General features: G+C 65.2%; 10 protein-coding genes, 2 tRNA genes and 1 pseudogene. 4 read left to right on the forward strand and 9 right to left on the reverse strand.

From position 1 onward, the window contains the following. The first annotated feature begins 50 nt into the window (after positions 1–50). Positions 51–956, forward strand: coding sequence for an 8-oxo-(d)GTP phosphatase MutT1 (mutT1, locus tag G6N08_RS19345; protein WP_163760912.1), 906 nt, complete (start codon positions 51–53; stop codon positions 954–956). Positions 957–1014: 58 nt separating this feature from the next. Here the strand turns inward: mutT1 and G6N08_RS19350 are convergent, their stop codons facing one another. The 3 genes from G6N08_RS19350 to leuC all read right to left on the reverse strand — a co-directional run bounded on the left by G6N08_RS19350 (position 1015) and on the right by leuC (position 3837). Beyond that, a complete protein-coding gene (locus G6N08_RS19350; RefSeq protein WP_163760170.1) occupies positions 1015–1599 on the reverse strand; it encodes an HU family DNA-binding protein in 585 nt (194 codons plus the stop codon). Between the two features lie 200 nt (positions 1600–1799). Next, entirely contained in the window at positions 1800–2396 is a 597-nt protein-coding gene (gene leuD, locus G6N08_RS19355) for a 3-isopropylmalate dehydratase small subunit (protein ID WP_163760173.1), read from the reverse strand. 22 nt (positions 2397–2418) lie between these two features. Continuing rightward, entirely contained in the window at positions 2419–3837 is a 1419-nt protein-coding gene (gene leuC, locus G6N08_RS19360; RefSeq protein WP_163760176.1) for a 3-isopropylmalate dehydratase large subunit, read from the reverse strand. Positions 3838–3904: 67 nt separating this feature from the next. On the opposite strand from leuC, the gene G6N08_RS19365 reads away from it, so the two are divergent. After that, positions 3905–4606 carry an IclR family transcriptional regulator gene (locus tag G6N08_RS19365; RefSeq protein WP_163760179.1) on the forward strand — a complete coding sequence of 234 codons (702 nt, stop codon included), beginning with the start codon at positions 3905–3907 and terminating at the stop codon, positions 4604–4606. 131 nt (positions 4607–4737) lie between these two features. Then, complete coding sequence (locus G6N08_RS19370) at positions 4738–5244, forward strand: pyridoxamine 5'-phosphate oxidase family protein (protein ID WP_163760182.1); 507 nt, start codon at positions 4738–4740, stop codon at positions 5242–5244. 61 nt (positions 5245–5305) lie between these two features. Here G6N08_RS19370 and G6N08_RS19375 read toward each other — a convergent pair. The 4 genes from G6N08_RS19375 to G6N08_RS19390 form a co-directional block, all read right to left on the reverse strand. Beyond that, positions 5306–5381 (reverse strand) — tRNA-Glu (locus tag G6N08_RS19375). Positions 5382–5463: 82 nt separating this feature from the next. Further along, positions 5464–5535, reverse strand: a tRNA-Gln gene (locus G6N08_RS19380). A gap of 115 nt (positions 5536–5650) precedes the next feature. Continuing rightward, positions 5651–7123, reverse strand: a complete 1473-nt coding sequence (gene gltX, locus G6N08_RS19385; protein WP_163760185.1) for a glutamate--tRNA ligase — start codon at positions 7121–7123, stop codon at positions 5651–5653. Next, entirely contained in the window at positions 7120–7899 is a 780-nt protein-coding gene (locus G6N08_RS19390) for a fumarylacetoacetate hydrolase family protein (RefSeq protein ID WP_163760189.1), read from the reverse strand. The genes gltX and G6N08_RS19390 overlap by 4 nt, the downstream gene beginning before the upstream one ends. Positions 7900–8166: 267 nt before the next feature. Here G6N08_RS19390 and G6N08_RS19395 point away from each other — a divergent pair. Next, a pseudogene (locus tag G6N08_RS19395) lies at positions 8167–9135 on the forward strand (MFS transporter); the annotation flags it as partial. A 181-nt stretch (positions 9136–9316) separates the two neighbouring features. Here G6N08_RS19395 and G6N08_RS19400 read toward each other — a convergent pair. Further along, entirely contained in the window at positions 9317–10327 is a 1011-nt protein-coding gene (locus G6N08_RS19400) for a 3-isopropylmalate dehydrogenase (protein ID WP_163760192.1), read from the reverse strand. 49 nt (positions 10328–10376) lie between these two features. Then, positions 10377–11963: a phosphoglycerate dehydrogenase gene (gene serA, locus G6N08_RS19405; RefSeq protein ID WP_163760195.1), complete on the reverse strand. Its 1587-nt coding sequence runs from the start codon at positions 11961–11963 to the stop codon at positions 10377–10379. Between the last annotated feature and the right edge of the window lie 103 nt (positions 11964–12066).

Below are 12066 nucleotides of genomic sequence, written 5' to 3' on the forward strand. Positions count from 1 at the left end.
GACCTGCAGGAGTGAAGGTGTCGACCCAGACCTCGCTGGATGAACAGCGCATGGCGGGTCGTACCATTCGTGCGGCCGGCGCGGTGCTCTGGCGGCCCGGCCCCTTTGACGACGCGGCCGAGATCGCGCTCATCCATCGCCCCCGCTATGACGACTGGTCGCTGCCCAAAGGCAAAATCGATCTCGGCGAAACCGAGCCGGTCACGGCGGTGCGGGAAGTCTTGGAGGAGACCGGTCACCGTGCACATTTGGGACGTCGCATCCACACCGTCAGATACCCGGTCGGGCAGGGCGTCAAAAGGGTGCGTTATTGGGCCGCACGCAGCCTCGGAGGAGAGTTCACCCCCAGCCACGAGGTCGATGAACTGCTGTGGCTCCCGGTGCCCGAAGCAGCTCAAAAACTCTCCTATAATCGGGATCGAAAAGTGTTGCGCCGGTTCGCGGAATATCCGGCCGATACCCAAACTGTCCTGATCGTGCGGCATGGGACCGCCGGCAGCAAGTCCCGCTTCCGCGGAGACGACGCCATGCGTCCGCTGGACAAGAAGGGCCGTGCGCAGGCAGAAGCTCTGGTGGGACAGCTGCTGGCATTCGGCGCTACCGATGTGTACGCCGCCGACAAGGTCCGTTGCCACCAGACGGTGGAACCGCTGGCCGCAGAACTCGGTGTGGTCATCGGCAACGAGCCCACCCTGACGGCGGAAGCTTATGCGGAGAACCCCAAACGCGGACGACGCCGAGTCATCGAGATCGCCGCCCAAGGCAGCACACCGGTGATATGTACGCAAGGTGAGGTGATTCCAGACCTGATCGCTTGGTGGTGTGCCCGCGACGGGATACGGCCGGACAAGTCACGAAATCGCAAAGGCAGTACCTGGGTACTTTCGCTGGCCGCAGGTCACTTGGTGGCGGCCGACCATATCGGTAGCGCGCTGCCGGACAAGACGGCGAGATAGCACGCACACACCCTTCGGCAGAGGCCGAAGGGTGTGTGCGTGTTGATGCCCCTTCTGGTTATTTGCGACCGCGGCGGGCCGTGGCCCTCTTGGCGGGAGCCCTTTTCGCGGTGGTCCGCTTGGCCGGGGCCTTAGTTGCCTTGGTGGCTTTCTTCACCGCTTTGGCCGCCGTTTTTTTGGCCGTTGATTTGACCGCCTTGGTAGCCGGTGCCTTCTTGGCCGTCGACTTGCGGGCCGGAGCCTTTGTCGCGGCCTTTCGTGCCGCCGGCCTGGCAGCCTTCTTGGCCGGCGCCTTCTTCACCGCTTTCCGAGCCCCGCTCGCCATTACACCGCGTTTGACGGCCGGGCCTTCCGCCGGGAGGCGCTGCGCGCCAGAGACAACTGCTTTGAATTGCGCACCCGGCCGGAATGCGGGAACCGACGTCGGCTTCACTCGCACAGTTTCGCCCGTGCGCGGATTACGGGCGACCCGAGCCGCGCGGCGGCGCCGCTCGAACACGCCGAAACCGGTAATCGTGACGCTGTCACCTGCGTACACGGCGCGCACAATGGTGTCGACGACATTCTCGACGGCGGCGGTTGCCGTCCGACGGTCTGAGCCCAATTTCTGTGTGAGTACGTCGATGAGCTCTGCTTTGTTCATGCAAACCTCCGAAACCAGCGGTCCTCGTGTAGAACCGACTAGAGGACACGGTAAACCCTAACCCGGCTGATTTCCAAGAGCCACGCCCAATTTCAATGGGCTATCATCAAGTTTTTTGCAATCCGGTTGCCGCCCTTGATCGGTTGGTCAGCCCGGAGAATGCCTCGCTGCCGAGCCGGAATTCGGCCTAGATCGGCCCCTCAGCGGGTTGGCAGGGTACGCGGTTTGAAGGCCGGCCGATCCGCTTCGAACGACTCGATTTGGTCGAGTTTTCGCAGCGTAAGGGCTATATCGTCAAGCCCTTCCAGTAGCCGCCAGGCGGTGTAGTCGTCAATCGTGAACGGCACCACCACCGTTCCAGCGGTGATTTTTCGATCTTGAAGATTGGCAGTGATTTCCAATCCCGGACTCTGCTCGATCAACCGCCAGAGAAGTTCCACATGATCTTGGGCAACTTGGGCAGCCAACAGCCCGGCCTTGCCCGCGTTCCCACGGAAAATGTCGCCGAACCGGGATGAGATCACCACCCGGAACCCGTAGTCCATTAGCGCCCAGACCGCGTGTTCACGCGAGGATCCAGTGCCGAAGTCGGGTCCAGCGACCAGCACAGAACCGCGGTCAAAGGGAGTGAGATTGAGCACAAATCCCGGATCGGCCCGCCAGGCGGCGAACAAACCGTCCGCAAAACCGGTGCGGGTGACACGTTTCAAATAGACCGCAGGAATGATCTGATCGGTGTCGACATTTGACCGTCGCAGCGGCACGCCGATACCGGTATGGGCGCGAAAAGCTTCCATCTTCGTCTCCTATCCCGCGGTGTCAATCCAAGTCGGTGGGAGCGCACAGCCTGCCACGCACGGCGGTGGCCGCGGCCACCGCCGGCGACACCAAATGCGTCCGGCCACCCTTGCCCTGCCGCCCTTCGAAGTTGCGGTTGGACGTTGCGGCGCAACGTTCGCCCGGGGCGAGCTGATCGGGGTTCATCCCAAGGCACATGGAGCAGCCCGGCTGGCGCCACTGGGCGCCCGCGGCAATGAAGATTTCGTCCAGCCCTTCGGCCTCGGCCTGCGCGCGGACCCGCATCGAACCCGGCACGATTAACATCCGCACATCGTCAGCCACCTTGCGGCCACGCAATACTTCGGCCACCGCGCGCAGGTCCTCGATCCGGCCGTTCGTGCACGATCCGACGAAAACCGCGTCAACCCGGATGTCACGCATGGGCGTGCCGGGTCGAAGGTCCATGTATGCCAACGCCTTCTCCGCAGCTTGGCGCTCGGCGTCATCGGCCATGAGCTGCGGATCCGGAACGGCACCAGACAATGGGACCCCCTGAGCGGGATTCGTTCCCCAGGTGACAAACGGGCTCAAGGCGGCCGCGTCCAAGTCAACCTCGGTGTCGAATTCGGCACCGGGGTCGGTACGCAGCTGCTCCCAGTATCCGATTGCGGCATCCCACTCCGCGCCTGTGGGTGCGTGCGGGCGGCCGCGCAAGAATTCGTATGTGGTCGCATCCGGCGCCACCATCCCTGCCCGGGCACCGGCTTCGATGCTCATATTGCAGACCGTCATCCGGCCTTCCATCGACAACGACTCGATGGCACTGCCCCGGTATTCGATGACGTGGCCCTGTCCGCCGCCGGTTCCGATTTTGGCGATCAGCGCCAAAATGATGTCTTTTGCGGTCACGCCGGGGGGTAGCTGTCCCTCCACGTTGACTGCCATTGTCTTGAACGGTGACAGCGGCAGCGTCTGAGTGGCCAGCACGTGCTCGACCTCGGACGTGCCGATTCCCATTGCCAAGGCGCCGAATGCGCCGTGGGTCGAGGTGTGGCTGTCCCCGCACACGATCGTCATGCCCGGTTGGGTTAAGCCCAACTGTGGCCCGACGACATGGACGATGCCTTGTTCGCTATCGCCCATCGGATGCAGGCGGATACCGAATTCGGCGCAATTGCGCCGCAGTGTTTCGACCTGGGTGCGCGAGACCGGATCGGCGATCGGCTTGTCGATGTCAACGGTGGGCACATTGTGGTCCTCGGTAGCCAGGGTCAGGTCGGGCCGTCGTACCCGGCGCCCGGCTAACCGCAACCCGTCGAACGCCTGTGGACTGGTCACCTCGTGGATCAGGTGCAGGTCGATGTAAATGAGGTCCGGCCCGCCGTCACCGGGTGCCACCACATGGTCATCCCAGATCTTGTGCGCCAGCGTGCGCGGTTTGCGGGTGCCGGTTGCCATCTTCGCCTCGATTCGCTCGCTTGCTCGCCCGATTGTATCTCAAAATATGAGACGTTAGTATCTATCTGTGAGACAGCATAGCGGTATCGGCGTCCTCGACAAAGCAGTGGGTGTGCTGCACACCATCGCCGAGTCCCCCTGCGCATTGGCGGAACTGTGTGATCGCACCGGCTTGCCCCGAGCGACTGCGCATCGGCTGGCGGTGGGGCTGGAACGTCATCGCCTCCTGGCGCGTGACGATGAGGGCCGGTGGCAGCTGGGCCCTGCGATCACTGAATTGGCCGCCCATATCGACGACCCGTTATTGGCCGCGGGCGCGGTGGTGCTGCCCCAGCTGCGTGAGACCACCGGGGAAAGCGTGCAGTTGTACCGGCGTGAGGGCACCACACGGGTGTGCGTGGCCGCACTGGAACCACCTGCCGGCCTTCGCGATACGGTTCCGGTAGGAGCACGCCTGCCCATGACGGCGGGCTCGGGTGCAAAAGTGCTGCTGGCATATAGCGATACCGCCACCCAGCAGGCTGTGCTGCCGGCGGCGAAGTTCAGTGAGCACGCGCTGGCCGAGGTTCGCCGGCGCGGATGGGCCCAAAGCGTTGCCGAACGAGAGCCTGGGGTGGCCAGTGTGTCGGCCCCGGTCCGCGACGCGAACGGCCAGGTGATCGCCGCCATCTCGGTGTCCGGCCCGATCGATCGGATGGGCCGGCGGCCCGGGGCACGATGGGCCGCTGACCTCTTGGCAGCAGCCGAGGCGCTCACTGAACGCCTGTGATCGCATCGCATACCGTCGCATCGGCAATTGCGCCCGCGACCCGACTCTGCGCCCGGCTGTAAAACCAGCGGTTTGGCGCCCGCAGGGTCACCACATCAGCAGTGGTCACGACGACCTGAGAGACTGACGCCATGGGAACGAATCAGCGCGCACAGATTGTGATGTCGGAATCCGAGATCGCCGAGTTCGTGGCACGTAGCCGCACCGGCACGCTGGCCACCATCGGCCCCGGCGGACAGCCGCATCTGACCGCGATGTGGTACGGCGTACTGGACGGCGAGATCTGGCTGGAAACCAAGGCTAAGTCCCAGAAGGCGGTCAATCTTCGGCGCGATCCACGGGTGAGCTTCCTGATCGAAGACGGCGACACCTATGACACGCTTCGCGGCGTTTCCTTTGAAGGCGTCGCCGAGATCGTCGAAAACCCCGATACGCTCTTCCGGCTGGGGGTCAGCGTGTTCGAGCGCTACACCGGCCCCTACAGCGACGCCATGAAGCCGGCGATCGACCAGATGATGCACAACCGCATCGGGGTACGCATCATTACCCGTCGCACCCGCTCCTGGGATCACCGCAAGCTCGGCCTGCCACCCATGCCCGTCGGCGGCTCGACCGCCCCCACCGCAGGGGCACGATAGCCCACCAGAACACCTCGGCACGCGAACTGAACTGGTGTGCAACGGCTCGCCACAGCCGGTGTGGTAGCCCCGATGGGATTCGAACCCACGCTACCGCCGTGAGAGGGCGGCGTCCTAGGCCGCTAGACGACGGGGCCGGAACCGATCTGAGCTGCCAGCATAACCCACGCGGACCCACCTGGAGGTGCCCACCTCATCGCGTGCGGCCACCAGATCTTGCTGGGGTACCAGGACTCGAACCTAGAACGGCTGAACCAGAATCAGCTGTGTTGCCAATTACACCATACCCCATCTGCTGTTAAAACCACTGTTCAGAGCCTATTTTAGGCTCACACGCACACCCGCGCGAATCCCTGCTGCCGACTGGTCGGGCCGACGTGCAGATTACCAAAACCGTCGGTGTGGTTCAGGGGTGCCCGGTCCACTGTCGGGCCGACCGCAGCCGCCGCAGGGTGCGCTCGCGGCCAAGCAGTTCCAGCGATTCAAACAACGGCGGGCTGACAGCTGTTCCGGTGGTGGCGACGCGGATCGGACCGAACGCCTTGCGGGCCTGAAGTCCGAGCCCGTCCACGAGTGCACCTTTCAGGACAGCCTCGATCTCGGTGGCAGCCCAGTCGTCGAGACCCGCCAAGGCTGTAAGGGCAGTGTCGAGCACCGGGCCGGCGTGTGACCCCAGCTCCCTGGCGGCGGCCTGCGGGTCGATGGCGTACTCGTCGTCGTTGAGGAACTTCAGCAGACCCCATGCGTCGCCGAGCACGACGATGCGGGTCTGAACCAGGCGGGCCGCCACCGCAAAACCGGCCTCGTCGACGCCCAGATGATAGCCGTGTGCGGAGAAGTACTCACGCAACCTGGCGGTGAACTCCTCTGCGTCGAGCAGACGAATATGCTCGGCATTGATCGCGTCGGCCTTTTTCTGGTCAAACCGGGCCGGGTTTGCGTTGACATCCACGACATCGAATGCGGCCACCATCTCCTCGAGGCTGAACACGTCACGGTCATCAGCGATCGACCAACCCAGCAGGGCAAGGTAATTGAGGAGTCCTTCCGGAATGAAACCCCGTTCGCGATGAACGAACAGGTTCGACTGCGGATCGCGTTTCGACAACTTCTTGGTGCCCTCTCCCAAGACCGTTGGCAGGTGTGCAAATTGGGGAATCTGATCGGCAACTCCGATACGCATCAGGGCCTGATACAGCGCGATCTGGCGCGGGGTTGACGGCAGCAGATCCTCGCCGCGTAGCACGTGGGTGATCTTCATCAGCGCGTCGTCAACCGGGTTGACCAATGTGTACAACGGATCCCCACTGGCACGGGTCAACGCGAAATCGGGTATGGTGCCTGCCGCGAACGTCATCGGTCCGCGCACCAGATCGTGCCAGCCGAGATCTTCGTCAGGCATCCGCAGCCGTATCACCGGTTTGCGGCCCTCGGCCAGGTAGGCCGCGCGCTGAGCGTCGGTCAGGTCCCGATCGAAGTTGTCATAACCCAGCTTGGGATTGCGTCCCGCCGCGATGTGACGGGCCTCGACCTCCTCCGGCGTCGAAAAAGCCTGGTAAGCTTCGCCCGCGTCGAGCAGCCGCGCCACCACGTCGCGGTAGATGTCCGTGCGCTGCGACTGCCGGTAAGGACCGTAGGGCCCGCCGACCTCTGGGCCCTCGTCCCAATTCAAACCCAGCCAGCGCAGCGCGTCGAGCAGCGCGAGGTAGCTTTCCTCGCTGTCACGCCCGGGGTCGGTGTCCTCGACCCGGAAGACAAAAGTACCGCCGGTATGCCGCGCATAGGCCCAGTTGAACAAGGCGGTACGGATCAGCCCGACATGGGGAACCCCGGTGGGCGACGGACAGAACCGGACTCGCACACGTGCCGCTGATCTCACGACTTTCCTTTGCGCACAACAGGATTAGTCAGAGTACCGATGCCCTCGATGGACACAGCCACGGTGTCGCCGTGTTCGAGGGGACCGACACCGTCGGGTGTTCCGGTGAGGATGAGATCTCCGGGCAACAACGTCATCACCGACGAGATCCATTCCACGATCGCACCGATATCGTGGATCATCAGCGAGGTACGACTGCGTTGCTTGACGTCGCCGTTAACCTCCGTCCGCAATTCGAGGTCGGCCGGGTCGAGGTCGGTGGCGATCCACGGCCCAACCGGACAAAAGGTGTCATGTCCTTTGGCCCGGGTCCATTGACCGTCAGCCTGTTGCTGATCGCGGGCCGTCACATCATTGCCGATGGTGTAGCCGAGGATGTTCTCGGCGGCCCGAGCGGCGGGCACGTCCTTACACGGCCGGCTGATCACGAGCCCCAGCTCGCCCTCGAAATGCACCGGTGACGCGTTGGCCGGCAAGCGAATCGGCACATTCGGTCCGATGATGGCGGTATTGGGCTTGAGGAAGATCACCGGATCGGCCGCCGCTGCTCCGCCCATCTCGGCGACGTGGGCGGCGTAGTTCTTGCCGACGCAGACCACCTTGCTCGCCAGCGTTGGCGCCAGCAGGCGCACGTCGGGCAACGGCCAGCGACGGCCTGTGAAGGTTGGGGTGCCGAATGGGTGCTCGGCGATCTCGCGGGCAGTCATCGCTCCGGGCTCGCCTTCGATGCTGACGAAGGCTACACCGTCGGGGCTGGCGATTCGACCAAGGCGCACCCGCCCGAGCCTAACGACAACCGCCCGCGCAGCGGCGCCGGGCACCAGCTGAATCCGCGTCTCCCGGTCCCCGCGAGCATCGTCATCACCAAAATCGCCTCGTCGGTCCCGTGCCGGATGCTGCGCGGTATCCCCTGACCAAGACCGCTCGCCGGCGCGCCCCGGCATCCGCCGACGCGCTGACGCGCATGACTGTGGCCGATCAGATGCGTGTGACAGCATGAGTGGATGCCAACCGAAGCGATCGGTACGGGCGCGCGCTGGTCGATGGTGGCCATCTCGCTGGGGGCGACGTCCTGCGCTTTCGTTTTCATCAACGGTGTCGCGTTCCTGATTCCCGCGCTGGAGGCCGAACAGGGCACCCCGCTCGCCGAAGCAGGTTTGCTGTCATCGATGCCGAGCTTCGGCATGGTGGCGACCCTGATCGCCTGGGGGTACGCGCTGGACCGCGTCGGGGAGCGGATCGTGCTCACGCTGGGCTCAGCACTCACTGCAGGCGCGGCCTATGCCGCGGCCTCGGTGCATTCTCTGCTGGCCATCGGGGCATTGCTGTTCGTCGGGGGTATGGCGGCCGCCAGCTGTAATACCGCCGGCGGCCGGCTGGTGGCCGGCTGGTTTCCCCCGCATCAGCGCGGCCTGGCGATGGGCATTCGCCAGGCCGCGCAGCCCTTAGGAATCGCACTGGGCGCCTTGATAATTCCCGAGCTGGCGGAACGCGGCCCCAGTGCCGGGCTGATGTTTCCGGCACTGGTGTGCTCAGTGTCGGCGGTGGCCTGCGCCATCGGGGTGATCGACCCGCCGCGGAAAGCGCGCGAGACAGCCACTGTCGAAGAGCTGGCCAGCCCGTACCGCGGGACGTCGATCCTGTGGCGAATTCACGCGGTTTCGTCGCTGCTGATGATGCCCCAGTGTGTGACCGTCACGTTCATGCTGGTCTGGCTGATCACTGCCCATAACTGGTCGATCGCCTCAGCAGGCGCCCTGGTCACCGTCTCCCAGCTGCTGGGCGGCTTGGGCCGCATTGTGGTCGGCCGCTGGTCTGACCGCGTGGCCTCGCGGATGCGGCCCGTCCGCGTGATCGCGATCGCCGTCACCGTGACGATGATGTCGCTGGGTCTCGCCGATCGGCTGGGATCGCCACTGGCCGAGACCATCATGGTGGTGGTCGCAGTGCTGGCAGTACTCGACAACGGCTTGGAGTCCACCGCGATTACCGAGTTCGCCGGCCCGTTCTGGAGTGGTCGCGCACTGGGCATTCAAAACACCACCCAGCGGTTGACCGCAGCTGCGGGGCCGCCGGTGTTCGGTGCGCTGATCGCGGCGGCCGGTTATCCGCTGGCCTGGGCGGTATGCGGGGTGTTCCCGCTGCTGGCAGTCCCGCTGGTCCCGGCTGACCTGGGCCCGCCGGGGCTGGACGCTACAGCGCAGCGAGAATCCGTTCGCCGATTTGGCTGGTCGAAAACCGCGCGTCGCCGCGTGTCGCGAGATGAGCCGCCACAGCCCGATCCACCCGCGCGGCGGCGTTTTCCTCGCCGACGTGGGCGAGCATCAGCGCCACCGACATAATCGCGGCCGTCGGGTCGGCAATCCCCTTCCCGGCGATATCGGGCGCGCTGCCGTGCACCGGTTCGAACATCGACGGATTCACGCGGGTGGGGTCGATATTGCCGCTCGCGGCCAGCCCGATTCCGCCGCACACGGCAGCGGCCAAATCGGTGATGATGTCACCAAAGAGGTTGTCGGTGACGATCACGTCGAACCGGCCCGGATCGGTCACCAGATGGATGGTGGCGGCGTCGACGTGTTGATAGGACACCTCGACTCCCGGGTATTTCTCGCCGATCTCGTGCACCGTGCGCGACCACAGGGCACCGGCGAACGTCAACACGTTGGTTTTGTGCACCAGTGTCAGGTGTTTGCGCCGCTGCTGAGCTCGCTCGAAAGCATCGTGGACCACTCGGCGCACCCCGAACGCGGTGTTGACGCTCACCTCGGTGGCGACCTCGTTGGCGGTGCCGACCCGGATGGCCCCACCCGTGCCGGTGTAAGGGCCCTCGGTGCCCTCACGGACCACAACGAAGTCGATGGCGGGATTCCCGGTCAAGGGGCTATTCACCCCCGGGTACAGCCGCGCTGGGCGCAGATTGACGTAGTGGTCCAGCGCGAAACGCAGCCGCAACAGCAACCCGCGCTCCAGCACGCCGCTGGGCACCGACGGATCACCGATCGCACCCAGCAGGATCGCGTCATGTGCCCGCAGCTCGGCGAGCACCGAATCCGGTAGGACCTCGCCGGTGGCGTGGAAACGCCGGGCCCCCAAGTCGTAGCTGGTTTTCTCCACACCGGGCAGCACCGCATCGAGCACCTTGACAGCCTCAGTCACCACTTCGGGGCCAATGCCGTCGCCGGCGATGACCGCGAGCCTCATCGGCGCCGCTCCTGCGCATCGCGTCGCGCTACCCCGTCGCCGCCGCACCTCACGACAGATCAACGACCTCGAGCTTGTTCGCTGCGACGGCCGCGCTGATCGCCGACCGCACGTCTTCGGGGACGTCACGATTCACGCGCAACATGATCGTCGCACCCGGGCCTTCGGAGTCCTCCGACAGCTGCGCGGCGTGGATGTTCACCCCGGCCGCACCGAGCAAGGTGCCGATTTTGCCCAGCGCTCCCGGCTGGTCGACGTAGTGGATGATCAGGTTGATGCCCTGCGCACGCAAGTCGAAGTTACGGCCGTTGATCTGCACGATCTTCTGCACCATCTGCGGGCCGGACAGCGTGCCGGCCACGTTCACGACGGAGCCGTCCGCGCCGACCGCCCGCACGTCGACGACGCTGCGATGATTGGGGCTTTCAGGAGCTGTGCTGATTTCAGCGGAGACCCCGCGTTCAGCCGCCAGTGCCGGGGCGTTGACGAATGTCACCGGCTCTTCGATCACCGCCGAGAACAACCCGCGTAGCGCCGACAGCCGCAGCACCTCAACATCTTCAGCGGCCAGTTCGCCGCGCACCTGCACCGACAGCGACACCGGCAACCGGTCGGAAAGCACACCCACCAGCACACCGAGCTTGCGCACCAGATCCAGCCAGGGCAGCACCTCCTCGCTGACCACCCCGGCGCCGACGTTGACCGCATCGGGGACAAACTCGCCCGCCAGCGCCAGCTTGACGCTTTCGGCCACATCGGTGCCGGCCCGCTCTTGAGCCTCGACGGTGGAGGCCCCCAGGTGCGGTGTCACCACCACTTGGGGCAGCTCGAACAAGGGGCTGTCCGTGCACGGTTCGGTGGCGAACACATCGATACCCGCGGCACGCACGTGTCCGTCGCGCACGGCTTCGGCCAATGCTTCCTCGTCGAGGAGGCCACCGCGCGCGGCGTTGACGACGATGACACCCGGCTTGGTCTTGGCCAGGGCGTCCCGGCCTATCATTCCCGCCGTCTCCGGGGTCTTCGGCAGATGTACCGAGATGAAGTCGGCGCGGGCCAGCAGGTCGTCGAGGGACACCAGCTCGATACCCAGTTGCGCCGCCCGGGCGTGTGACACATAGGGGTCATAGGCGACGATGCGGGTGCCGAAAGCGGCCAGCCGCTGCGCAACCAGCTGCCCGATCCGGCCCAGCCCGACGATACCGACCGTTTTGCCGAAGATTTCGGTGCCGGTGAACGACGAGCGCTTCCACTCGTGCGCGCGCAGTGAGGCGTCCGCGGCGGGGATGTGGCGGGCGGCCGCCAGCAGCAGCGCGATCGCGTGTTCAGCGGCGCTGTGAATGTTCGACGTCGGGGCATTGACCACGAGCACCCCGCGCTCGGTGGCCGCGTCCACGTCGACGTTGTCCAGCCCCACCCCGGCGCGAGCCACGATCTTGAGCTTGGGGGCGGCGGCCAAAACCTCGGCGTCAACCGTGGTCGCGGAGCGCACCAGCAGTGCATCGGCCTCGGATACCGCGGACAGCAGTTGGTCTCGATTGGGGCCGTCAACCCAGCGCACGTCGACCTGATCTCCCAGGGCGGCAACGGTTGATTCGGCGAGTTTGTCGGCAATCACAACAACAGGCAAGCTCACCCGGCCAGCCTAATAGGCTGCACCGAGGCGGCGGATGGCAGCACCGCCGACCAGCGGGTGAGCGCACCGCCGGGCATCGGTCTGGGTCTGGCGTGGACGCGGA

The sequence above is a fragment of the Mycobacterium botniense genome (assembly GCF_010723305.1).
GTDB lineage: Bacteria > Actinomycetota > Actinomycetes > Mycobacteriales > Mycobacteriaceae > Mycobacterium > Mycobacterium botniense.

Bases quoted from the DNA above. Each gene is read 5' to 3' on its own strand.
- mutT1 (WP_163760912.1), top strand. From the start codon at position 51: ATGGCGGGTCGTACCATTCGTGCGGCCGGCGCGGTGCTCTGGCGGCCC.
- G6N08_RS19350 (WP_163760170.1), bottom strand. From the start codon at position 1,599: ATGAACAAAGCAGAGCTCATCGACGTACTCACACAGAAATTGGGCTCA.
- leuD (WP_163760173.1), bottom strand. From the start codon at position 2,396: ATGGAAGCTTTTCGCGCCCATACCGGTATCGGCGTGCCGCTGCGACGG.
- leuC (WP_163760176.1), bottom strand. From the start codon at position 3,837: ATGGCAACCGGCACCCGCAAACCGCGCACGCTGGCGCACAAGATCTGG.
- G6N08_RS19370 (WP_163760182.1), top strand. From the start codon at position 4,738: ATGGGAACGAATCAGCGCGCACAGATTGTGATGTCGGAATCCGAGATC.
- G6N08_RS19400 (WP_163760192.1), bottom strand. From the start codon at position 10,327: ATGAGGCTCGCGGTCATCGCCGGCGACGGCATTGGCCCCGAAGTGGTG.